This is a genomic window from Candidatus Paracaedibacteraceae bacterium, assembly GCA_019636055.1.
In the GTDB taxonomy this organism is placed as follows: domain Bacteria; phylum Pseudomonadota; class Alphaproteobacteria; order Paracaedibacterales; family Paracaedibacteraceae; genus Paracaedibacter.
On sequence record JAHBYH010000002.1, the window covers coordinates 375843 to 398337 of the forward strand.

At 41.3% G+C, this 22495-nt stretch carries 24 protein-coding genes; 12 read left to right on the top strand and 12 right to left on the bottom strand.

Annotated elements, in window-relative coordinates; translation table 11 throughout:
* Positions 1-3 precede the first annotated feature (3 nt).
* Positions 4-3366, bottom strand: coding sequence for a transcription-repair coupling factor (gene mfd, locus KF820_05275; protein ID MBX3457754.1), 3363 nt, complete (start codon positions 3364-3366; stop codon positions 4-6).
* 123 nt (positions 3367-3489) lie between these two features.
* Between mfd and KF820_05280 the strand changes: the two genes are divergently transcribed.
* Both KF820_05280 and KF820_05285 read left to right on the top strand, forming a co-directional pair.
* Complete coding sequence (locus KF820_05280; protein MBX3457755.1) at positions 3490-4164, top strand: tRNA-dependent cyclodipeptide synthase; 675 nt, start codon at positions 3490-3492, stop codon at positions 4162-4164.
* A gap of 28 nt (positions 4165-4192) precedes the next feature.
* On the top strand, positions 4193-5404 hold the full coding sequence (locus KF820_05285; protein MBX3457756.1) for a PAS domain-containing sensor histidine kinase: 1212 nt from the start codon (positions 4193-4195) through the stop codon (positions 5402-5404).
* On the opposite strand, the gene KF820_05290 is transcribed toward KF820_05285, so the two are convergent.
* Positions 5367-6269 carry a cation diffusion facilitator family transporter gene (locus KF820_05290; GenBank protein ID MBX3457757.1) on the bottom strand — a complete coding sequence of 301 codons (903 nt, stop codon included), beginning with the start codon at positions 6267-6269 and terminating at the stop codon, positions 5367-5369. The genes KF820_05285 and KF820_05290 overlap by 38 nt on opposite strands.
* Entirely contained in the window at positions 6242-6832 is a 591-nt protein-coding gene (gene pdxH / locus KF820_05295) for a pyridoxamine 5'-phosphate oxidase (protein MBX3457758.1), read from the bottom strand. The genes KF820_05290 and pdxH overlap by 28 nt, the downstream gene beginning before the upstream one ends.
* Positions 6833-6943: 111 nt before the next feature.
* Between pdxH and KF820_05300 the strand changes: the two genes are divergently transcribed.
* Positions 6944-7318 (top strand): CrcB family protein, encoded by a 375-nt coding sequence (locus KF820_05300; protein ID MBX3457759.1) that lies wholly within the window; start codon positions 6944-6946, stop codon positions 7316-7318.
* Between the two features lie 160 nt (positions 7319-7478).
* Here KF820_05300 and yihA read toward each other — a convergent pair whose 3' ends face one another.
* Genes yihA through rpmH form a run of 5 tightly spaced genes read right to left on the bottom strand, consistent with a single transcriptional unit; the run spans position 7479 to position 10553 of the window.
* The gene (gene yihA / locus KF820_05305) at positions 7479-8135 is read right to left on the bottom strand and encodes a ribosome biogenesis GTP-binding protein YihA/YsxC (protein ID MBX3457760.1); all 657 of its coding nucleotides are present in this window, start codon (positions 8133-8135) and stop codon (positions 7479-7481) included.
* Complete coding sequence (gene yidC, locus KF820_05310; protein ID MBX3457761.1) at positions 8135-9817, bottom strand: membrane protein insertase YidC; 1683 nt, start codon at positions 9815-9817, stop codon at positions 8135-8137. The genes yihA and yidC overlap by 1 nt, the downstream gene beginning before the upstream one ends.
* Entirely contained in the window at positions 9817-10065 is a 249-nt protein-coding gene (gene yidD / locus KF820_05315) for a membrane protein insertion efficiency factor YidD (protein ID MBX3457762.1), read from the bottom strand. Before yidD ends, yidC begins: the two co-directional genes overlap by 1 nt.
* On the bottom strand, positions 10062-10406 hold the full coding sequence (rnpA, locus tag KF820_05320; protein ID MBX3457763.1) for a ribonuclease P protein component: 345 nt from the start codon (positions 10404-10406) through the stop codon (positions 10062-10064). Before rnpA ends, yidD begins: the two co-directional genes overlap by 4 nt.
* Before the next feature lie 12 nt (positions 10407-10418).
* Positions 10419-10553, bottom strand: a complete 135-nt coding sequence (gene rpmH, locus KF820_05325; GenBank protein ID MBX3457764.1) for a 50S ribosomal protein L34 — start codon at positions 10551-10553, stop codon at positions 10419-10421.
* A 150-nt stretch (positions 10554-10703) separates the two neighbouring features.
* On the opposite strand from rpmH, the gene KF820_05330 reads away from it, so the two are divergent.
* Positions 10704-11117 carry a flagellar assembly protein FliX gene (locus KF820_05330; protein ID MBX3457765.1) on the top strand — a complete coding sequence of 138 codons (414 nt, stop codon included), beginning with the start codon at positions 10704-10706 and terminating at the stop codon, positions 11115-11117.
* Here KF820_05330 and KF820_05335 read toward each other — a convergent pair.
* A complete protein-coding gene (locus tag KF820_05335; protein MBX3457766.1) occupies positions 11062-11274 on the bottom strand; it encodes a hypothetical protein in 213 nt (70 codons plus the stop codon). The genes KF820_05330 and KF820_05335 overlap by 56 nt on opposite strands.
* A 52-nt stretch (positions 11275-11326) precedes the next feature.
* Positions 11327-11884 carry a hypothetical protein gene (locus tag KF820_05340; protein MBX3457767.1) on the bottom strand — a complete coding sequence of 186 codons (558 nt, stop codon included), beginning with the start codon at positions 11882-11884 and terminating at the stop codon, positions 11327-11329.
* A 161-nt stretch (positions 11885-12045) separates the two neighbouring features.
* Here KF820_05340 and KF820_05345 point away from each other — a divergent pair, with 161 nt between their 5' ends.
* The 6 genes from KF820_05345 (at position 12046) to KF820_05370 (ending at position 16833) form a co-directional block, all read left to right on the top strand.
* On the top strand, positions 12046-13053 hold the full coding sequence (locus tag KF820_05345; GenBank protein ID MBX3457768.1) for a hypothetical protein: 1008 nt from the start codon (positions 12046-12048) through the stop codon (positions 13051-13053).
* A gap of 334 nt (positions 13054-13387) precedes the next feature.
* Entirely contained in the window at positions 13388-13798 is a 411-nt protein-coding gene (locus tag KF820_05350) for a hypothetical protein (protein ID MBX3457769.1), read from the top strand.
* A gap of 53 nt (positions 13799-13851) precedes the next feature.
* Positions 13852-14577 (top strand): flagellar hook-basal body complex protein, encoded by a 726-nt coding sequence (locus KF820_05355; protein ID MBX3457770.1) that lies wholly within the window; start codon positions 13852-13854, stop codon positions 14575-14577.
* A gap of 26 nt (positions 14578-14603) precedes the next feature.
* Positions 14604-15401, top strand: a complete 798-nt coding sequence (gene flgG, locus KF820_05360) for a flagellar basal-body rod protein FlgG (GenBank protein MBX3457771.1) — start codon at positions 14604-14606, stop codon at positions 15399-15401.
* Positions 15402-15412: 11 nt separating this feature from the next.
* Positions 15413-16093, top strand: coding sequence for a flagellar basal body P-ring formation protein FlgA (gene flgA, locus KF820_05365; protein ID MBX3457772.1), 681 nt, complete (start codon positions 15413-15415; stop codon positions 16091-16093).
* Positions 16094-16095: 2 nt separating this feature from the next.
* Entirely contained in the window at positions 16096-16833 is a 738-nt protein-coding gene (locus tag KF820_05370) for a flagellar basal body L-ring protein FlgH (protein MBX3457773.1), read from the top strand.
* A 275-nt stretch (positions 16834-17108) separates the two neighbouring features.
* Here the strand turns inward: KF820_05370 and KF820_05375 are convergent, their stop codons facing one another.
* Together KF820_05375 and KF820_05380 are read right to left on the bottom strand one after the other, a co-directional pair.
* Positions 17109-18392, bottom strand: coding sequence for a DNA-packaging protein (locus KF820_05375; protein ID MBX3457774.1), 1284 nt, complete (start codon positions 18390-18392; stop codon positions 17109-17111).
* A gap of 81 nt (positions 18393-18473) precedes the next feature.
* Positions 18474-20876 (bottom strand): sulfur globule family protein, encoded by a 2403-nt coding sequence (locus tag KF820_05380; protein ID MBX3457775.1) that lies wholly within the window; start codon positions 20874-20876, stop codon positions 18474-18476.
* Between the two features lie 116 nt (positions 20877-20992).
* Between KF820_05380 and KF820_05385 the strand changes: the two genes are divergently transcribed.
* Positions 20993-21799 (top strand): TIGR01459 family HAD-type hydrolase, encoded by an 807-nt coding sequence (locus KF820_05385; protein ID MBX3457776.1) that lies wholly within the window; start codon positions 20993-20995, stop codon positions 21797-21799.
* A 140-nt stretch (positions 21800-21939) separates the two neighbouring features.
* Entirely contained in the window at positions 21940-22494 is a 555-nt protein-coding gene (locus KF820_05390) for an ABC transporter substrate-binding protein (GenBank protein ID MBX3457777.1), read from the top strand.
* The last annotated feature ends 1 nt before the right edge of the window (position 22495 follow it).

The following is a 22495-nucleotide window of genomic DNA, read 5'->3' on the forward strand; positions in this document are numbered from 1 at the left end:
TATTTATCCTTTTGCGAGTTTCGCTAAATTAGCACAGATAATTCTTGTGGAATAGGCGCGTTTTGTTTGATCTTCCCAGGCACGCACAAAGACGATTTTCTGATCAGGTCTGACTTTGGCTTTGACCTTGGGATCTTGAAGGTACGTCATGAGCTTTTCCGGTTGTGGGAATGTCCCGTCTTTTAAGGTGATAACAAGTCCTTTGGGCCCGGCATCAACTTTCTCAATATGGGCTTTGCGGCAATATCCTTTGATCTCGATGATCTCAAGAAGATTGGTTACTTCGGGCGGCAAGGACCCAAATCGATCAACCAGTTCTGTTGCAAAAGCATCGATTTCTTTGCGGGAATCTAGGCTTGCAATACGACGGTACAAATTTAAACGCAAGGTTAAATCGGCAACATAGGCCTCAGGAATCATCACAGATGTGCCCAGATTAATTTGTGGTGACCAGTCTTCTTCTTGCGGGGTACCCATTTCTTGCTCAATACGCACTTGCAAAATGGCTTCTTGGAGTAAATGTTGATATAGCTCAACGCCAACTTCACGCACATGTCCGGATTGTTCTTCGCCCACAAGATTCCCTGTGCCACGAATATCCATATCATGGCTGGCAAGTGTGAACCCAGCGCCTAGCTTATCTAGGCTTTGCATAACCTCTAAACGTTTAATTGCTGTTTCAGAAATAGGGGCATTGTTGGGGATGGTCAAATAAGCATAGCCTTGCGCTTTAGATCTTCCTACGCGACCACGTAGTTGATAGAGCTGAGCAAGACCAAATAAATCAGCGCGGTGAATGATCAATGTATTGGCGTTTGGAATATCGATGCCTGATTCAACAATATTGGTTGAAAGGAGGAGGTCGTACTTCCTGTCGTAAAAGGCTGTCATCACATCCTCAAGCTGTCCTGCGGATAGTTGGCCGTGTGCAACCACAATTTTAATCTCGGGCAATAATTTACACAGAGAGTCATATAACGATGTGAGGTCTTCAAGACGGGGCGAGACATAAAAAATTTGCCCGCCTCGATGATATTCACGTAAAATGGCCTCCCTCAACGTTAGAGCATCATAAGGTGTAATAAATGTTCTCACAGCAAGGCGGTCGATTGGTGGGGTGGCAATTAAGCTCATCTGTCGCACCCCTGTTAAGGCAAGTTGTAATGTGCGTGGAATTGGTGTTGCGGTTAGAGTTAAAACATGAACATCTTTTTGCAGAGATTTTAATTTTTCTTTTTGTTTTACACCAAAATGCTGTTCTTCATCGACAATAACTAAGCCCAAATCTGCAAACTGAACACGATCGGAAAATAGGGCATGGGTTGCAATAATAATATCAACGTTCCCATCGGACAGATCTTTCCTAATTGCATCGGCCTTTCGGAGGGCAACAAAACGAGAGAGCTGCTCAATGCGGTATCCGGAATCCTTAAAGCGTGCTGAAAAATTGTGAAAATGCTGTCGGCATAACAATGTGGTTGGGGCAATGATGGCAACTTGTTTACCACTGGCAACGGTAACAAAGGCAGCACGCAGAGCAACTTCAGTTTTGCCGAATCCAACATCGCCGCACACTAAACGGTCCATAGGGGTTCCTGAGGCCATATCACTGAGCGTTTCTTCGATTGCTCTGAGTTGATCGTCTGTTTCCATATAGGGAAATTTGGCACAAAATTGGTCATAATCTGTTGATTTTGCCTGCAAAGACGGTGCTTCATGTAAAGATCGTTCTGCCGCTAATTTGATTAGATAATCCGCTACTTCTCGGATCCGTTTTTTAACGCGAGCTTTACGGTTTTGCCAAGCTGCTGAGCCGAGTTTATCCAGTTGAATTAAGCTATCGGCATCACCGTAGCGACTAATGGTATCAATATTTTCAACAGGGAGAAATAATTTGTCTCCTCCGTAATAACTTAAGGTCAAACAATCGTGGAGTGCCTGGTTCACCTCAATCGGGGACAAACCTTCATAACGGCCTATACCGTGATCGCGGTGGACAATGAGGTCGCCTTGAGAAAGTTGTGATGATTCTAGCAAGAATTTATCGGTTTTTTTCTTGCGACTTACTTGGCGAATAATGCGTTCCCCGAGTAAATCAGATTCGGTGATCAATAACAGATCTGGCGTTGAAAATCCATGTTCAAGAGGATAAACCATTAAGGCTTGTTTGTGCTTTGGCCAATGATCTGAGACGGTAAGATCAATCTTCGCATCTCTAAATAGGGCATTGAGACGCTCCCTAGAGCCTAAACTCATGGCTGCAACAATGATTTGGCGGTCTTCGCGGGCGAGAATATCTTTTAAGGTTGAAATCGCTTGATGGGTGGGCGTCCCTGCCGGGAGACTCAGGCCTGTTCTGCAGCGATAATCTGGGGTTCCTTCTTGAGAAAATGGTGTTACCAAATGACTCGTCTCTCGGATTTTCGACCAATCATCCAAAGTTAAATAACCCAATTCAGGAGGAATAGCGTTATAGGGAGGACTTGTATCCCCCGGTAATATTGCCAGGCGGTTTTGATAATAATCATGAATGAGCTCTAGGCGGGTGCGGATGGCGTCATCGACTTGATGATCATAGAATATCTGCGCTTGCTTTGTATACTCCGTGAGGGGGCTCATATGCTCAAAAAACAACGGCAGCCAATGTTCCATCCCCGCATAACGACGTCCTTCTGAAATGGCTTCATAAAGAGGTGTTGGTTTTGCGCCAAATAAGCTGCGATAATTTACCCTGAATCGGGTTATTTGATCAGCAGTTAATGCCAAATCGTGACTGGGGGATAGTACCACATGATCGAGTGTGGCTGTTGTTGTTTGACTGATAGCATCAAACTGGCGGATTTTTTCTAAAGTATCGCCGAAAAAATCGAGTCGAACAGGATGATCTGCAGTTGCTGGGAATACATCTAAAATATCCCCACGTACAGCAAATTCCCCCACTTCACGTACGATATCTACGCGTAAATAACCCCCATGACTTAATGAATCAATCAAAGAGGTCATCGATATGTCTTGATTAATTTTAAGATATTGTTCGCGATGGCTGAGAGATGAAGAAGGGGGAAGGCGATTGAGAAGACCTAAGGCAGAGACAACTAAAACATCAACATGTCCTTGAATTAGGGTTGATAAAGTGGTTGTGCGATGATTGATGATGTCTTGACTGGGGCCAATTCGATCATAAGGCAGGCAATCCCAAGCCGGTAACCAGTGACATCGTTTAGATGGGGCGATAACGGCAAGTTGCAACATAAGAGATCTCGCCCGTTCTTCATTGGGGGTAATATAGAGAACGGGTGTATCAATATTTTTGATGAATAGGGGTTCAAACCCTTGCGCTATTCCGGAAAAAACCTGTGGCTTCATTGACTTATTTATCATAATTGGTATTACTACCAGTATCATTTGTGTACCATAGACGCAAGCTTGAGTTTTATTTTGTATTTGCGTACAATTCTATAAACTGAATATCTTAATTTTCGACCTCATATGACAGTAGTGCCCAATATTGTAGATCAGCCAGAAATTATGTATGATCCGCGTGTCGATAGCAAAGGACATGCCTTGATCGGTGTAAGCCCATTTAATGGGTATTATAATAGTCAAAATATCGATGTTCTTGTAGCATGGGCTGCAGAGAATTTCAAAGAATTTCATGTTTTTACGATGGATGGGGCTTCTAAATATAATCTGATGGCGCAAGGCTATTCAGAAGAAGAAGCGATTAAGAAAACTCGCAAACAAGATAAGCATTTATATAATAAAATAGTTCGTGCTTTAAAGAAAATAGGATGTCCGCCATCTGACGTAATGTCTAAAATCTTGCTCATTAGCGATCTCAAGAGGAATAATAAATATCAAGAGCTTTACAATATATATTGTGATTTTTATGAAAAAAATCAGGATTTCCAAGAGGATTGCTTAAATGCAGCAAAGGCCATTTTACATGGTAAAATGATGACAAATATTGACCAAGCTGCAGAAATTGCTGTTAGGTACTTATTAGAGGAAATTCCTGTATGGTTTGATACACCGGCAATTATGAATATTCAATCGTCGGTATTTGTATATAAGGATCTACCATTTTATTGGAAAAAGGTTTGTTGTGACTATAATTTAGTATCCCCGCATCAACAAATTTATATCAAAGACGATATATCTTAATTTTATAGAAAGACTTGTGGGGTATTATATGAACTATGCGGAAAATTATTATTATTTCAGAGATTCTATGGAAGGACTATCTATTCGCGAAATCCTAGCACATTTGAACGAAGTCCTTAAATTACTCCCGGGCAGTATTTACTTAAAAGATATTAATGGGGTTTATTTGGGATGTAATGAATATCAGGCTAGAATGGCAGGATTGGATAGTTCAGATCTTATTGTTGGAAAAACTGATTATCAGCTTCCTTGGAAAGAGCGAGCTGATCGTATCCGAGAGACTGATCAACGGATTATAGCATCGGGCTTGGCTGAAGAAATTGTAGAACAGGCGTTGACTCATGATGGCCAGCTTTTAACAATGTTAAGTATTAAGGCTCCGTTTTACGATGAGCAAGGCGTAATTATTGGGATTGTGGGGACTTCTCTGGATATTACAGAGCGAGTAAAAGCAGAACAGCGTGAATTAGAGGCTTTAGAGGAAAAACGTAAGATCGAAGAAACAGCGCGACGCCTACTTATGGTTTTGGCAGGGAGTATTTCCCATGATTTGCGTAGCCCCTTACTTTTTATTGATTCATTAAATCGTGATTTGAAGGTAGCTCTGCCATTGCTCTTAAATCAACCGGTAAAGGCTGAGCTAACCCTGAAACAAAAAAATGCTTTAGAGTCCATGAAAACAATTTCTGATAAGATTGATGATCAAATTGCAAGAATGCACGCGTTTATCAATGATAATTTAAAAGCAATTAAGCAGAGTACAACCAATCACTTAAAAGAAGATGATCTGGTCGAATGTCAAACTTATAAAGTGATTATGAACGCACTTGATTCTTATCCATTTCAGCCCAACGAACGAGATCTGATAGACTGGGATCGTCGTTATTATTTCTCCTTTATGGGAAACCCCTTACTGTTTATGCGGGTAATTTTTAATTTGCTGAGTAATTCTTTGTACCAAATTAATGAGAATGGGCATGGTCGGATCTATATTTCATGTGCACAAACCCCTTCAGGGAACATCATCCGTTTTAAAGATACGGCAGGTGGTGTATCGCCAACTGTTCTTAAGACGATATTTGAGGGTTATGTTTCCAATAAAAAATATGGAACAGGTGTTGGGCTAGCCTTTTGTAAAATGACGATGGAAAGTTTTGGTGGGAGTATAAGCTGTCATTCTAGTGAGGGTGATTATATTGAATTTATCCTGACTTTTCCATTAATGGGTCATGGTGAATAATCACTTCTGCTTTTGGATAGGCTTGAACAATTTTTTGCTCAATTTCATCTCCGATGGCATGGGCGCGCCACAAAGATAAGTCTTTGTCTAAATCTAAATGAAATTGTATGAAGTAGTGATATCCACTGGTTCGTGTTCTCAAATCATGGAATCCAATTATATCAGGGTGACTGGTGATAATCCCACTAATATGATCTCTCGTTGCGTCATCGAGTTCTTTGTCCATCAATACATCAACCGCAGTGAGCGCTATTTTTACGGATGTCACGAAAATATAGATAGCGATACCGGCCCCCACAAGGGCATCAAACCAGAGCCAGCCAAAGTAGGCAGAAATATTTAAGCTGATTAAAACGCCGATATTAGTCAATAGATCTGTTTCGTAATGTACAGAATCTGCTTTGATGGCAAGGGATCCTGTTTGGCGAACCACATGGCGTTGAAATGCAATTAAGGCGACCGTAATAACGGACGAGATAATCATAACGACATTGCCGAGGCCAACATTTTCAAGAGGATGAGGTTCTAAAAGACGATGAGCAACATCTATAATAAGCCAGGCCGCGGACCCTGCGATAAAGGCTGTCTGTACAAGGCCGCCAATAGCCTCGGCTTTACCGTGACCAAAGCGATGATCATCATCGGCTGGTTTTGTTGCTTGGCGAATAATCAGGTAATTTAAGATGGATGCCAAAATATCAAGCATAGAATCCACAAGGGATGCTTGCAAACTGAGTGAGTCTGTGGCAAACCAAGCATAGAATTTTGCTGCAACCATGACGCCAGCAGCAACGATGGCTGATTTCGATGCGAGTTTAACGAGGGAGTAATTCGGGGTTACGGATACAGTTTTATTGTTTGCCATGTGTTATTCTCATGAAAATAGACAAGTCGATTGTGCAGTCTGAAGGGTTGTTCTTCCCAAAATTCGATAATTTCTGGGGTTACGGCAAAGCCTGACCAGTGAGGAGGACGAGGGATATGATCATCGCCAAACTTAAGGGAATAAGTGGCTAGTGCTTCCTCGAGGTCGCTGCGATCTGATAAGGGACGCGATTGTTTTGATGCCCATGCCCCAATTTGCGAACCAACAGCGCGGGTTGCAAAATAGGTGTCTGCTTCTTGATCACTGACTTGATGGGCCGTGCCTTCAATTCGTACTTGTAGATGGAGGCTTTTCCAATGAAAACACAACGAGACATTCGGATTATGGGATAACTCGCGGCCTTTGCGACTCTCTAAGTTCGTAAAAAATACAAACTGACCATCATGAATCCCTTTTAATAGGACGATCCGTGCGGACGGTCGCCCCTGATTATCAACCGTTGCCAGTGTCATCGCATTTGGATCATTGGGCTCTGATTCTCCGGCTTTTTGGAACCACGTATTGAAGAGTTCTATGGGGTCAAGAGGTGGATTTTGTAGCATTTCTTCAGTTATCAATAAAGTCATTGTCCCCATCTTAATCATTTTTTTGTTGGTTTAACACCCCCAAAAAGACATGTTAGACTTAAAAATATTAAAATCGGATTATCTTTTATGATTATACATTATCTTTGGATTGGTTTTGGCGGTGCTTTGGGTGCTATTGCGCGTGCTGTTGTTGGATCTTTACTGCCGTCACAACTTTTAGGGATGCCGATACAGATTATTGCGGTCAACATCATAGGCAGTGGTATTATGGGGTTTTTAACTGAAGTGATGGCTCTCTATTGGTCACCCCCGGATGGTGTGCGCTATTTTTTGCTGGCAGGTTTTTTGGGGGGCTTTACAACCTTTTCATCCTTTGCTCTTGAGACAGGGCTTTTAGTTGAACGCAACGAAATCCTGCTGTCGATTCTCTACGTTACTTTGAGTGTCGCATTTTCTCTAGGGGCTTTTTTCTTAGGAATGAGAGTCGTTCGTTTATTTTAACGTGAGTTCGATATAAGAAAGATCAGACAGGCTCGTCATCTCCGATCAAGAAATCCTTAGCGTTTTCTAACGAAAACTTAGAATTTCTAGTCGAGGATGACGGATTCTATTGCTGGATAGACCTTCTTATGTCGAACTCACGTTATTTTAGGTTTAGGGATCACTTTGCAAAAAACGCCATTTCAGCACGGAGTTCTTCGATGCCAATCCCCTTGGCTGAGCTGGTTGGCATCACTTTCGGGTGAGCAGCAGGATGATTTTTTAGCCGTTCTTCGAGGTTTGAGATAATCGCTTTAAGCTGATTGGAGCCAACTTTATCACATTTGGTCAGAACTACCTGATAGGATACGGCTGTTTTATCAAGTAGCGCCATGATCTCAAGGTCGTGTTTTTTTATCTCGACACGAGCATCGAGCAAGACATAGGTTCTGAGCAAGGTCGGCCGACCACGCAGAAAAGCCTCAATCATTCTGCGCCATTCGTCAACGACTGTTTTAGGAACTTCGGCATAGCCATAGCCTGGCATGTCCACAAGAAATAGTCTTTGCCCTAAATCAAAGAAGTTTAGTTGCTGCGTCCGACCAGGTGTGTTTGACGTTCGGGCTAAGGAATGGCGTCCTGTGAGCGCGTTTATTAAGCTGGATTTTCCAACATTAGACCGGCCGGCAAAGGCAATTTCCGGCATATTAAAATCGACAAGATCATTGAGTTTTTGCACGCCTCGAACAAAGGTACATTCTTGGGTGAACAGCCAACGCCCATATTCCAGAGCATCGGCTGTGTAGGTTCCATCAGGATTCAGGAGTTGTTTATCCATTATTTTTCCTTAACGGGAGTGACGTCTTGGCGCATAATCCACCATTGTTGAATAATGGACAAGACATTGTTCCATGCCCAGTAAATAACCAATCCTGCTGGGAAGTTTGCCAAAAGAACCGTCATCATAAGAGGCATGATCATCATGACTTTTGCCTGAGCAGGATCCGCCGGTTGCGGGCTGAGTTTCTGTTGCAAGAGCATCGTTGCTCCCATAATAATCGGCCAAGCACCAATCATTAACATGCTTGGCGGTGTGAAGGGGAGCAAGCCAAATAAATTAAAGATACTTGTTGCATCCGGCGCGGATAGATCATGAATCCAACCATAGAATGGCGCATGACGCATTTCTAATGTCACAAACAGAACTTTATAAAGGCAGAAGAAGACAGGAGCTTGGATAAGCATCGGTAAACACCCTGCCATTGGATTGATTTTCTCTTTTTGATAGAGAGTCATCAATTCTTGGTTCAGCTTCATTTTGTCATCGCCGTATTTTGCCTTGAGTGCTTCCATCTTCGGTTGCAAGACTTTCATACGTGACATAGAGCGATAGGATTTGTTAGCGAGCGGGAACATGGCTGCTTTGAAGATAACGGTCAACAGCAAGATCGCAAGGCCCATGTTGCCTAAGAGTTTGTTCATATACTCTAAGACATAGAACAATGGTTTGGTTAAGAAATAGAACCAACCAAAATCAATAGCAAGATCAAATTTTTCAAAACCAAGTTTTTCTTCATAAGCATCCAGCATGCGCAAAATCTTAGCACCAGAAAACATATGTTGTGTTGTCTCAATGCTTTGATTCGGTGCCACATCAAACTCAGGGGAAATGGTTTCCGTTGAATAACGGTCAATACCATTAATTGTCTGGGATTTGAATTTTGTTTGGTACGATGTTTTTTGATCAGGGATCAAGCTAACCAACCAGTATTTGTCAGTGAATCCGATCCAACCACCGGTTGTTGTGTGATCTTCAGATCCTTTTTCTTTGAGTTTATCATAATCGAGTTCGGTGAGTTTGCCATTGACGACACCAATAGGGCCTTCGTGGAGAATGAAGTATCCGCCAGTTGCAGGTTTGCCAATACGGGTTACCTGCCCGTAAGCATTGAGTTTAATGCTCTCATTGGATTTGTTTTCTACTTTGTCTGTGACAGTGAACATATATTGATCATCAACAGAAATCGTGCGGGTAAAATGTAATCCATGGCCATTATCCCATGTTAAGATAACTGGTTTTTTAGGGGTTAAATCCGTCGATGTTGTTTTCCATTCTGTATCCTGAGACGGTAAAGTAATATTTGACCGGCTAATCCAACCAAAATCAACAAAATAAGCCTTATCTGTTTTTTTTGGGGCGAGTAAGGTGATTTCTGGGCTTGATGAATCAGTTGTTTCTTTATAGTCCACTAAGGTGATGTCGTCAAAACGTGCCCCTTTAAGATTGATCGATCCGTGTACTTTCGGGGCGTCAATTTTTAAACGATGTCCGGACGAGAGTGCTTCTGGCAAGGATATTTTCTGTTCCGATGATGGGACTTCCTGAGGGACGGTTGCTATTTGTTGCTTTAGCTCAGCTTGTCTTTTTGCAGCTGATGGGGCTTCGATAAAATAGTTGTATCCGAATAGGATGCCCAAACTGAGAATAAAAGCCATAATTAAATTTTTTTGTTCGTTCATCAACGATCTCCAGAAGATTGAGGTTGGGGGACAGGATCGTATCCTTGGCCGGCCCCGAGTTTTTCAATAGGATGACACCGAATAAGTCGGCGAGCAACTAAATAAAGCCCTTTTTTAAGTCCATGATGGTGCAAAGCATGGACAGCGTATGCCGAACACGTCGGCGTAAAACGACAACGAGGTGGTAAATAAGGTGAAATTAACCAGCGGTATAAATGGATCAGACCGATCAGAAACTTGATGATCATTTTGTTGCCTCCTTCATACATTTGCGAAGTGCATAAGCAAAATCACGCTTTAGATTTTCAAAAGGTGCATCGACGGTCGCAGCCTTGGCGATGATAACAATATCACAATTGGGAATAGCTAATTCGGGAAGAATGAGTCTTACGATTTCACGAAGTCGACGTTTTGCGCGATTGCGTCGCACAGCATTGCCTACACGACGACTGGCTGTAAAACCAATGCCTGTTGTTTCCTCTATACTGCAGGGAATTAAGAGTTGAACAATCAAAGTCGCCGCAGGGCAATAAACACCATCCTGGGCGACTTTGATAAACTCTTTGCGTTTTGTTAAACGTCGCAACATGCGACCTATCCTTTAGGCGGATAGACGCTTGCGGCCTCGTGCACGACGTGCAGCAATAACTTTACGACCACCAACTGTTGCCATACGAGCGCGGAACCCATGACGACGCTTGCGAACGAGCTTACTTGGTTGATATGTTCTTTTCACGGTCTTAATCCTTATTCTAGAGCAAGCAAACCACTTGCCAATAAACTTATTTAGATCACTTATACCTTATTTTATATTCTAAAATCAAGATTCTTTCGCGAAAAAAAATAAGATAGACTTGTTTTACAAGATAAAATAGATGGGTATAACATGGTTACAACACCTAAAGTTGGGGCTCCGAGCTCGATTGCTCCGGTCAAGACAGCAACATTAAAACCTAAAGATATTTCAGCTGGTAAGTTTTCCTCCAAAGAAGCATCGAAAACGAAGCCAACAGGTGAGACCTATCAAACATTTTCTGTTTCTGCTCTCTCAACATTGATGTTTGATGAAGGCTCGAAACGTCAACAGCATCAAGCGGTTGTTTATGGTAATGAGTTGCTGGATCAATTGGAAAAAATCCGTAAAGGACTCATTTCTGGGGCACTTTCACCGGCAGATATTCAAGATCTGATGCAAAAATTGAAAAATCGTCCGAACCTCAGTGTCGATCCGCAATTAGAAGAACTTATCCGCGAGATTGAGACACGGGCTGCGGTTGAGCTGGCGAAGTTGGAATCTTAGTCTGTTGCTTTTGATCGCGTCGTTCTTTTAGTTTGCGTTGTAGATCAAGCATAGACCCGCATCTTGGTTCTTTTTGACAAGGGGCAGCTGTTTTGTTTTGCGCCTGATTTTCTTGGGCAATAGCAAGATTTAAGATTGTATATAAGATTGTCAGCATCTGTGCCCCCTTATGATCAGGATGGCACAGGAACATTTAAACGATCGTTAACTTAACCAATAAAGTTCGCAGAGTTGCGACGATGTTTTGTCGGGTTAACTTTTTCGATAGGGACACCTTTTTTTAAGGGAGATTCAAATAGGCTGCCCTGAATGTCGCGTTGGTGGCGAGGCCGTTTTTTGTTTCGAACTTCTTTTTTAACTTTGTCCCATGCTCCATTTAAGTTTTGTCTTAGGTCTCGTGCGCGCTTTAAATTTCTAAGTGTATTTTCGAGTTGTTGATCGAGTTCAGTATTTGTTGGATTAGCGTAGAATTGAGCATCTAAGTTTCGCACTTGATCTTCCAAAGCCTGTTCATCTAAATGAAAGAGCTTGTGGTCTAATAACTTCCTGACATTAAATTGGCCTCTTAGAAATTGTCGGTGTAATTCAGATGACACCCTTTCCGGCGTTTTGGGGAGGGGGAGTTTTTTGCGATGAGAGGGAGGTACAAAATCTTGAGGCATACTGGTGGTCAATAAGTCAACTTGTTGAGAGTCAAGGCGAATTGTAGCATCAGCAATACATGGGAATAGAATTGTTAGTAAAAGTATTAAGGTATTGTTTTTCATTGTAAAGCAACTGTTGTTTCTATAATTATGTTTATGGTATAAAACAAGATATAAAAATTCAATATAAACAATTTTATTGAAATAATATATCGTATAGTTGTTTAATTTGTGTTTGACTTGAGTAACTATAGAACAACTAAAAGAGGTTTAAAAAGTAAAAAATGAATATAACTAAAATGCTTTGTTTAGCCAGTAGCGTGCTATCTGTTTATGCTGCTGACGATAGTAGACCAACTAGTGTTCGCTTTGGATCGTCAAATATTGAAAAAGTAATTGAGCCAAGTTTTGCTGAAAAAACAGATATTGCTAGATTGTTTATGGCGTCTTTGACATCTGATGTTGATGCTTTAGGCTTGAGTCAAGCTGATATCAATCATATATATAAGATATATCAACTTACTGAACATTCTAAAAACACTTCATCACGAACTCGCTCAAGATTTGTTAGTGATAATATTGAATTTCCAAGACTGTTCTGGGGTATTGATCTTCACGAGTTTTTAAAATCACAGTTGCCATCATTGCCGCAAAAGGGTGTAGATGGTTATCAAAAAGCCTTTGTGCGGTCTGATATCCAACCCAGCTCAACTTCTACTGTTTACGCTCAGTCACGGTTGCAATGCCTAGTAGAAGATATTAGTGTTTTAGAATTTCTCGCATCCAGACCAAATATATTAGCATGGTGCTCTCATTCAGAGCCAAATCCGGCAGAAGGAACGAATGCTCTACCAAAAACGACAGTTCGATATGCTTTTTATGAAATTCCTAATTATCTTTCATTGATTTTAAAACACTACTATCCAGTCTTAGGGGGGCATATTGATGCAATTATTACTTCATTGCAATTAAAGCCTTTGACTTATGCAGATATACGGGAACGTATCGGTGAAGATGCAAATTGGCAGACTGTAAAAACGAATCTTGGTTCTAAAAAATTAAAATTTGAAATTTCTGGAATTTTTACTCAACGGACAGCAAATTCCCCTAAGGGAGATGAAAAGTCTCTAAAACAATTATTTAATCAGTCAATTAAAAATTTTAGGTCTGTTATGCAAAGTGAAAGCCAAGCAGATCAATCCATGGTTGCTTCATCATCAACGTCTGGTATTCCGCCTGCAAAAAGAGAAAAGGCGCAACGTCGAAAAAGTTCTGTTACAAAAAGAGCTTAATGGTGTTTTGGGAAGTGTCAGTTTTGGATCGGCACTTCTACATCTGTTCCATATTGGCAGCAACCATAATAAGGTATACGGCTAATGCTGCTGCAGCACTGATAGCAAAATTAAATTCGAATCCCATGTCTTGGCTCCAGGTCGTGAGTGCTTATCTTTGTTATTAAGTAGTTACGTTAAACAACAATTGCAATATTTTATAGCCATTCCATTTAAGTCCGGACGGTCGTCACCACGTTGCTCACTGACTAATTTTAGGCATCGCTCCTTGTTTCTGCTTCCAAACTCAACTTGAATAACTGTACCTATTTATTGTACCATCAATTATCATTTTATGAAAGTCTATGCCGTTGTGAGTAGTAAGTTTTACATTATTTTTTCATTAATTATCATTACAGTTGCCATATCGTTTGTTGGATATGAGCGGTATCAGAAAAATATTGTGCTGCCACTATATTCGCAAGAACGACTTTTGGGCGAATCTGTTCATGAGCGTAACAAACCAATGATTAAAGAGCTTTTTCGGTTGGGTGATCGTGTCGGTGATTTAAAAGAGGTAAAATCGAGAGCTATCGTTAATAAAGATCAACGGGATGCTCATATTCTCTTGAGTAAAATCTGTAAAGATTCTTGTTTGCCTGTCCGTTGTCGACTTGATCCTGGCTTAGGCCATGCCTGTCGTGTGAATTGCCCTTCTCGTAAGATCCGATTCTGTGTGACAACATTAAAACCCATTAAAAACTAACTTGGCACGATAATTGCTGTCTTCTGAGTGAATCAATTCAGGAGACATTATCAATGGTTTCAGTTCCTATCCAACGTCCTGCAACAGTAGCCCTGTCTTTACAAGAGACCTTATGGCCACTTCTTGAGGCCACTGCTTCTAATTTGGCGAATAGTACGACAAGTGGATTCAAACGTGTTTTCACCGAAACGATTGAGGCTAAGCAAACATCACCTCACGGTGAAGTTTCTTATGTTTCTTTGTCGACAATCAACCATGACTTTACCCCCGGATCAATCCGCCAAACAGGAAATACATATGATATTGCTATCTCAGGCGATGGTTTTTTCCAAGTAACAGGTGGCAAGTTAACTCAAAACAGTTATTTTAACTTGAGCGTTGATGGGCGGCTCCTGACACCATCTGGTGATGCTTTAATGAATGACGGTGGTGGTGAGATTACAATTCCGGCTAATTCGAAATTTGTTAATATTTCTCAGGACGGTACGATCACCAATCAAAATGGCGTTATTGGTAAAGTCGGCGTCTTTAGTGTGGCCGATAAAAAAACGCTAAAATATGGTAAAGATGGTTATTTCTTCCCCGAAGGACAGGTTGATGTTGCGACTGATGTGACTGTTTATCAGGGGTTTGTTATGGAATCTAATGTTAATCCAATTGAAGAAACCATTCGTCTGATTGAAATTCAACGTCGTTATGAACAAGCTGAAAAGATATTAAAAGAAAGTTATGAACTCGCAACGGACGTTGTTAACGTTTCGTCAAGGTCTGCTGTGTAAAAATTTAATTAAACTGGAGATTGTTTATGTCTTTAACAAATGCAATGAATATCGCGAAAACAGGGTTGCACTTACAAGAAACCAATATCGCGGTAAAATCCCAGAACTTAGCGGCACAAGGTGTTGATTCTTTCAAACGTCAATACTTGGTTGCTCAGGATCTTGGGTATCAAGATAAAACTTTGGCTGGCGCGCAAACATCAGCCAACACAACGTCAACGATTGGTTTGGCGATTGGTCTCGGTGTAATGCCCGCTGGTATTTATCGTTCATTCGATATTGGTGATCCTGTTTCAACGGGGGAGAGACTGGATATTATGATTTCAGGCGATGGCTTTTACCAAGTCTTAATGCCTGATGGAACCTTTGGCTATACAAGAACAGCAACTTTTCAACGCGATCCACAGTCCGGGCAAATGGTGACAATTGATGGGTATGTTTTACAACCGAACATTACAATTCCACAAGATGCCGTTGAAGTTTCTGTCTCTCAGGATGGTGTTGTCTCTGTCTTGTTGGCAGGGCAAACAACGATGCAACAGGTTGGCCAAATGCAGGTAACACGTTTTCTGAATCCCAATGGTCTAAGGGCGATGGGTAAGAATATTTTCTTTGAAACCACGGGATCAGGGACACCCATTACGTCGAATCCGGGATTACAAGGAGCAGGAATATTGATGCAAGGCTATCGCGAAGCATCAAATGTAAATTCGGTTGAAGAAATTACAGATTTGATCAAAATCCAACATGCTTATGAACAGTTAACGAAAGTCATCACGACCAGCGATGCTATGTTCGATGCCAGTAATAGAATGATTGCCTAACGGAGGGTAAGATGACAATAGCAGTTTTGATTTTAACTTTGTGTGGCGTTAGTTTTGCTGGTAATTTTAATGCCCAAGATCTAAGCCAATCTATTAAGTCAGAACTGCAACACAAAGTTCCATTTTCTGGTGATTTTGATGTTCATTTGTCGGATCAAAAATGGTCTATCCAAGGGGATAAGTTTCAAGTAAATGACGTAAAGTTACAGACAGATCAGCGGTCGTTCCAAGCATTTGTTTCAGTCATTTCTGGGGATACAGAGACTCGTCTTAAAACAATTGTGGGCAAAATTGACCCATTGACGGATGTGCCAATGTTAACACGGATTGTTGCCCCCGGTGATGAAATTAGCGCAACAGACATTACATGGCAAAAATTACCGAGTGTCAGGGTTAATCAGAACTTTATCATTAGTCAAGATGACTTGATTGGCAAAACACCGCGGAATCGAATGTTACAACCTGGGCAACCTATTTCAAAGCACGATGTCCGTTATCCAATTGTGATCAAGCGCGGTGATACGGTTGCTGTTGCGTATCGAACCGATAAAATGATGATCACAACGACAGGGGTCGCAGAAAAAGATGCGGCAACGGGTGATACAATTCGTTTAAAAACAGCGGGGAATAAACTTATCCAAGCTAAGGTTATTGGTCCGCAAAAAGCCGAAATAAAACCAATGGAATTTTAATTATGGGAAAAATTATTTTTTTACCGATAGCGCTTTTGTTAACAGGATGTAATATGGCTGAACGCTTGTCAGAGGTTGGGGAACCACCATTGGTAAGTCAGATCCAAAACCCAACGCTTGTTGATGATTATAAACCAGTGACCATGCCGATGCCTGCCCCTGAATCGCAAAGCCAAAATGGCAATTCCCTTTGGCAAACGGGATCTCGCGCCTTTTTCAAGGATCAACGCGCTTCACGTGTGGGGGATATTTTAACAGTGAATGTTAACATGGAACATACATCATCCTTGGATGGAAAAGTTGAGTCTGAACGGGATAATTCTCTAACTTCAGGATCGATAGGTGCTTTATTTGGGCATGAAAATAAATTGAAAAAGATATTCCCGAATTCGGTTAACAAAGACGATTTAGTCAGCTATAATTTTCATCCGCAAATGAAAACTAAAACAACCACCCAATATGATAATAAGTTGAAATTTAAGATTGCGACATCGATTATTGAAGTTCTTCCTAATGGGAATCTTGTGATCCAAGGTCGTCAAGAAGTTCGCGATCGTGGTGAAGTTTATGTGATTGATCTTAAAGGAATTGTCCGACGGGAAGATATTTCATCAAATAATTCAATTAATTATACCAAGATTGCAGAAGCACGAATTTCCAGAACATCTCGCGGTCAAATTAATGATCTCAATAGTACACCGTGGGGATCGGAAGCATTGAATAAGATTTTGCCGTTCTAGAATTAACGCGAATTCGATAAAAAAGTCTGGGTGAGACTAAAGCCCGTCATTCCCGGCTAGAAATTCTGGGTTTTCGAAGAAAACCGTTAAGAATTTCTTGATCGGGAATCCATTATAACGTCAGAAAATGCTGGATCTCCAATCAATTAAAGCTAAGTTTTTTTTCGAAACCCTAGCTTTGCTCGTCGGAGAGGACGATCTCGCCTTGCAACCAGATCTATAAAGAGATGCGCCTATTTATTCAACAAGGCCTTCAAAGGAAAATTGTGAATAATCTAATCCCAAATCTTGAGCTTGGGTTGCCTTTCACTCTCAAGCATGAGTTCAGTAAGTGCCCAAACGAGGGCATCCATGCGGTCAGGGGATTTTGCCGTAATTCCGGGAATATAATCACAAATCTGTTGCTCTAATGCGGATAAGGGGGTTGCGTGGAAAACACGATGTTGTTCATATAAAGCTGCAATCGGTTCGGCGCGGGTATATTTACCTCGAGTTGCGCGAACGGATTTTAAGGGGATTGTCGGATCAATGGATTTTAAGACGTTTTCAACAAGATCGCCCCCCTTGTTAATTTCAACAACGATGCGGTCAGCCTTAAGACGATAATAACTGTCAACCACGCGTCTTCCCCAATCATGGGGTGATAATTTACCGCTTAAATCTTCAAGAACGTAGGCCTGTTTGCTAACATCGATTCCTGCTACAACAATGCCCGTTTCATCACTGTGGTCATGGGTTGTGGTGGCAGGATCAATGGCGATGACAATTCTCTCGAGCTCAGGGCGACCTTCGGGTGAATAGGCGGGTTGTTGGTACTGAATCATGGATCTTTGCCACAAAGCGCCGGCTGTCTCGGTTAGCATTTCGGCATAGAGTTCTTGTGCTCCCAAACGGGTATTAATAAATTGCTTACGAATTTGTTCCAGATAACTGGGGGCAAGATTTTCTGCGTTATCAAAGGTTGATCCCCGAGTGATGACAACGTTTGGGGAATTAAGCAGTTCTTTCATAAGTTTTGTTGGTCTGGGTGTGGTCGTGACAATACATTTTGGGTTGTTCCCTAAACGTAAACACAATTGGAGTTGTTGCCAAATATCTTCGGCCCGACGAAATTTCGCGAGTTCATCAATCCACGCGCAATCAAATTGAGGCCCCCGTAATTGTTCATAGGCTTCGGCACCAAAAAATTGGGCGATGGCACCATTAGGCCATTTGATTAAGCGTTGTGATGGGATATATAGGGGGCGATCTTTCGGAGGATGGACATTTAAGATGCCACTTTCACCCTCGACCATGACACTGCGGACTTCATGTAAACTACCGCCCACTAAAGCAATTCTTTTGACTTGTCCTGTTTCAACCCAACTTCTTAATGTTTCAGAACCTGTACGAGTTTTGCCAAAACCGCGTCCAGCTAGAATCAGCCATGTTTTCCAGAAGCCATCGGGAGGTAATTGATTGGGGCGCGCATTTTCAAACCAGCTGTACTTCTTTTTAAAAACCCGTCGTTGTTTAAGTTCTTGTTGGAGTAAACGACGCAATTTCTCTGAGTTTTTCATGATATAACCTCTTAAAATATAAAAGGTTATATCACAAAAAACAGGACTGTAATTCACAGAGGCAGAAATACTTCTTTTAAATTAATAGTCGTAATCAGAGTCATAGCCTGATCTAGAAGAATTATACCCAGATCCATAGGACGAAGAGCTATTTCGAGAGCTATAGGATGCCCCTGAAGATCCATAAGAAGAGCTGGAGGGATTGCTGTAACTACTTGAACTATAGCTAGAACTAGTAGATGGGCTGCTATAGCTACGAGATCCATAAGAAGAGCTGGAACTTCCGTAGTTGCTGCTGCCATATTCCGATGGACCTGTTGTTGAGGCATAGTCCCCAGATCCACCGTATAGATCATCGAGATCCCCATCATCTTGAGGCACAACAGTTTGTGGTGAGACTTGTTGCGGTTGTTGGGCAGGTGCAGGTGGTGGTGCTGCTGGTTGTTGTGCCGGTACTGTCGCCGCTGGTTGTTGAGAAAGCAGTCCACCAAGAATACTGCCGAATGCTGTCATGGCCGCTGCTGCTGTGTTTGCATTATTTGCTTGGTTATCAGTTTGGTCACTGCGGAAAATTTCTCCGCCAGTGTATGGATAGGGATACATTGGTCCTGATTCTTCATGTGTGGTCGATGAACTACCGTAAGGGTTGTACCCATAATTTTGACCGTATGGTGCCATTTGGTTGCCGTAAGGATTATTGTAAGCATTATAATTTCCTGTGTTTTGATTATATCCATAACCTTGGCTATAATCTAAATCATCATCTGTACCATAAGGATCGTAGCCGCCACTAGAGGGGCTAGTTGATTGCAGTGGTTGATTATAATCGTCATCAAGTCCGTCATCGTCATAAGGGACGAGAGCTCCCCCTGTGTTATCGTCATTATTATCAAGTTCATCATCGTCATAAGGAACGAGAGCTCCCCCTGTGTTATCGTCATTATCATAGGGAACGAGTTGGTTGTTGGATCCAGATGATGACGGATTTTTTCTGATTTTGTTTCGAATGCTTGATGCACCGCTAGTTATCTTTGATTTAACACGACTAAAGAATCCGGGTTTTTTCTGTTTTTGTGGTTGATCAGTTACATCTTCATTAGTTGGGCCTGAGTAATCATCATCGAGGTTGCCCCCTGTATAAGGGACTAGCGCATTATAATCATCGTCAGGTTCAGTGATAATCGGACGAGAATGATCTGATTGCATTTGTGTGATTGCTTGATTTAATTGGCTTTTCCGTTTTTCCAATTGTTTGAGGTTGTTACAACCTGCAGGGCAAGTCACGCCAGTTTTAACAGCAGAGATTGGTTTGTAGGTTTTTACGCGATAACTTGGATCTGCCTTGTGTTTGAGTTGATCCAATTTCTTATTAAGGTTTTGGATTTCAATGCGGAGGGCTGTTTCATTATCACAACCTGGTTTGCATTGACCTTTTAGGCCTTGTTGTGGTGCCGGTAGGGCATTGCCAGCATTGATAGCGGCTAGTTCATCTTGGTATTTCTTCAATTGGCGTTGAATGCCAAGAACTTGTGGGCAGTCACCATGGCAATGCTGGGTTGAGTCTTGCATGGTTGGTGGCTTGATTGTTTGTATCTGATAGGATGAATTTTTTGCATGCTTTGCTTGTTCGATTTGCTGGCGAACATCATGAATTTCATGCAAATAATACCAAGCTTCGTGACAATTTTTTGGACATGTTCCCGCTGCAATTTCTTGTTGCGGTATGCGAAGAGATGGTTTTTGAGGTTGAGCTGGGTTTGTAGCATTTGTATGATCAGCTTTAAGTTTGGCAAGTTCAGCTTTGTACTTGTCAACTTCCCGTTGGATGCCTTTGACTTGTGGACAATCTGCATGGCAGCTTTGACCGGAATCTTGCATGGTTGGCGCCTTAATTTGCTTCATTGCATACTGAGGGTTATGGGCATGTTTAGTCTGTTCAATTTGTTGGCGTAATTTATAAACTTCTTGTAAATAATACCAAGCTTCATGACAGTTCTTCGGGCATGTTCCGGTTGCAACAGGTTGATGAACAACTAATGCTGTTGAGTGATTAGTTGCTTGTGGTCGTGGTGGTACCTGCGCTGGTGTTGCCTTGATTTTTGCAAGATCAGCTTGGTATTTCTCAATTTGACGTTGGATTCCTTTGACCTGAGCACAGTCGGCTTGACAGTGTTGATTTGAACCTTGGATCTTTGTCTGATTAATTGTCTTCATCGTATACTTAGGGTTTTGAGCATGCTTAGCCTGTTCAATTTGTTGGCGCAAATGATAGACTTGGTCAAGGGCATGGACAGCTTCAATACAATTACGAGGGCAGGTTTCAGGTTTTTTCTGATGTGATTGTGTTGCTGTTGTATGTTGGCTGGTCGTCGTTACCTTTTTCGGGATAGAACGATGTGACCCGATTTGGGGTTGAGAATGTTGTATTTCTGTTTCTGCCTCAGCAAAGCAAATCAATAGTAAAAAGGATAAAAACTTAATCATAACACATATCCATCTTGAATTTAGACCATTTCAATTCTAAAGTTAGACCAAAATCTTTAAGATATAATTAAAACGCTTCGGATTTTGCTAGGTTATTTCTGCAAGTGGGGCGTGTTTTGACAATGGAACTAATGATGAAAATAAAAACATTAAATGATATTGTAGATTCGTACGACTTGTTGTTTGTCGATATGTGGGGCGTTGTCTACGATGGGGTTCACGCTTTAACACCGGCAATTCAAGTGTTAAATGAATTGCATCATCAGAATAAAATCATGATGTTTGTCTCTAATAACCCGCGTCCCCAAAGTATTGCTCGTAAGACTTTGGATCAAATTGGTGTCAATTCAGATATTCCGATTGTGACATCAGGAGATGTAACGCGACATTTAATTCAGGAACAACATTCCGGACATAACGTTTTTCATATTGGTGCTGAAACAAATCAGGATATTTTAAAAGACATGCCCGTTACGGAAGTATCAAATTTGCATGAGGCTGATTTTGTTTTGTTAAGCCCTTTTATGGATGAGGTTGAGGACTGTACAGTTTTCGATGAAATGCTCAAAGAAATTGCTGGAGTCGAACTTCCTGTTTATTGCCCCAATCCGGATGTTCATGCTCCCCATCACGGAACACTACGTAAAACAGCCGGTTTTTTTGCTGAAAGGCTTGAGCGGTTTGGGGGGACGGTTATTCGCATCGGAAAACCCTGTGCGAATATATTTGAATATGTACTTGAACAGTATGGTCAACCGATTGCCAAAGACAAAATCTTGATGATTGGCGATGGTATGGAAACGGATATCAAAGGTGGAATTGACTTTGGGATCGATACGTTGTTTGTTGAAGATGGGATTTCGAAATTGATTTCTAAGGACTATGATTTTAGTTCTAAATTTAGGATTGATCACTTACAATAATTCAAAACTTACCTCTTCCACAAAGAGAGAAGTGAGTTTTACCTTGAATTTATGTTACAATAATCATAAAAAATTTACGGAATATCAATGAATATAGAGTAATAATCTTTATATAATTGGTTTTACTGACAGGAAAAAAGATGAAAAAAATAATCCAATTAATGGTTCTGGTTGCTCTCTACGCAACACCGGGACTGTGTGAATCCAAGTCTCTGATTGAGGATTTGGGAAATCGTGCTATTACAACGTTGACGAATAGTTCAGAGTCTTCAGATACGATTGAATCTAATTTTTTAAAGCTTTTTGACGAAGGGTTTGATGTGCGAAATATCGCAAATTTTGTCATGGGGCGTTATTGGAAGCAAGCAACGCCAGATCAGCAAGAGCGTTTTATTAAGATCTTTCGTACCCGTGTTAAAAAAGCTTATGCCAGCCGATTTCGTGAGTACAAAGGTGTAAAATTTGTTATCGGGAAAGTTCACAATCGTCATGGGTCGGACTATGTTGAATCGACAATTCAAAAGCCAAATGGTCCTTTGACCAATGTGGAATGGCGTGTTAAAAATGACAAAATTCAAGATGTAAAAGTCGAAGGCGTCAGCATGAGTGTTACTATGCGCGATGACTATAATAGCTTATTAGGTCAGAAGAATGGTGATATTGAGGCCTTCTTAAAAGATTTGGAAAGCCGATAAA

Bases quoted from the DNA above. Each gene is read 5' to 3' on its own strand.
- mfd (MBX3457754.1), bottom strand. From the start codon at position 3,366: ATGAAGCCACAGGTTTTTTCCGGAATAGCGCAAGGGTTTGAACCCCTA.
- KF820_05280 (MBX3457755.1), top strand. From the start codon at position 3,490: ATGACAGTAGTGCCCAATATTGTAGATCAGCCAGAAATTATGTATGAT.
- KF820_05285 (MBX3457756.1), top strand. From the start codon at position 4,193: ATGAACTATGCGGAAAATTATTATTATTTCAGAGATTCTATGGAAGGA.
- KF820_05290 (MBX3457757.1), bottom strand. From the start codon at position 6,269: ATGGCAAACAATAAAACTGTATCCGTAACCCCGAATTACTCCCTCGTT.
- pdxH (MBX3457758.1), bottom strand. From the start codon at position 6,832: ATGCTACAAAATCCACCTCTTGACCCCATAGAACTCTTCAATACGTGG.
- KF820_05300 (MBX3457759.1), top strand. From the start codon at position 6,944: ATGATTATACATTATCTTTGGATTGGTTTTGGCGGTGCTTTGGGTGCT.
- yihA (MBX3457760.1), bottom strand. From the start codon at position 8,135: ATGGATAAACAACTCCTGAATCCTGATGGAACCTACACAGCCGATGCT.
- yidC (MBX3457761.1), bottom strand. From the start codon at position 9,817: ATGAACGAACAAAAAAATTTAATTATGGCTTTTATTCTCAGTTTGGGC.
- yidD (MBX3457762.1), bottom strand. From the start codon at position 10,065: ATGATCATCAAGTTTCTGATCGGTCTGATCCATTTATACCGCTGGTTA.
- rnpA (MBX3457763.1), bottom strand. From the start codon at position 10,406: ATGTTGCGACGTTTAACAAAACGCAAAGAGTTTATCAAAGTCGCCCAG.
- KF820_05330 (MBX3457765.1), top strand. From the start codon at position 10,704: ATGGTTACAACACCTAAAGTTGGGGCTCCGAGCTCGATTGCTCCGGTC.
- KF820_05335 (MBX3457766.1), bottom strand. From the start codon at position 11,274: ATGCTGACAATCTTATATACAATCTTAAATCTTGCTATTGCCCAAGAA.
- KF820_05340 (MBX3457767.1), bottom strand. From the start codon at position 11,884: ATGAAAAACAATACCTTAATACTTTTACTAACAATTCTATTCCCATGT.
- KF820_05345 (MBX3457768.1), top strand. From the start codon at position 12,046: ATGAATATAACTAAAATGCTTTGTTTAGCCAGTAGCGTGCTATCTGTT.
- KF820_05350 (MBX3457769.1), top strand. From the start codon at position 13,388: ATGAAAGTCTATGCCGTTGTGAGTAGTAAGTTTTACATTATTTTTTCA.
- KF820_05355 (MBX3457770.1), top strand. From the start codon at position 13,852: ATGGTTTCAGTTCCTATCCAACGTCCTGCAACAGTAGCCCTGTCTTTA.
- flgG (MBX3457771.1), top strand. From the start codon at position 14,604: ATGTCTTTAACAAATGCAATGAATATCGCGAAAACAGGGTTGCACTTA.
- flgA (MBX3457772.1), top strand. From the start codon at position 15,413: ATGACAATAGCAGTTTTGATTTTAACTTTGTGTGGCGTTAGTTTTGCT.
- KF820_05370 (MBX3457773.1), top strand. From the start codon at position 16,096: ATGGGAAAAATTATTTTTTTACCGATAGCGCTTTTGTTAACAGGATGT.
- KF820_05375 (MBX3457774.1), bottom strand. From the start codon at position 18,392: ATGAAAAACTCAGAGAAATTGCGTCGTTTACTCCAACAAGAACTTAAA.
- KF820_05380 (MBX3457775.1), bottom strand. From the start codon at position 20,876: ATGATTAAGTTTTTATCCTTTTTACTATTGATTTGCTTTGCTGAGGCA.
- KF820_05390 (MBX3457777.1), top strand. From the start codon at position 21,940: ATGAAAAAAATAATCCAATTAATGGTTCTGGTTGCTCTCTACGCAACA.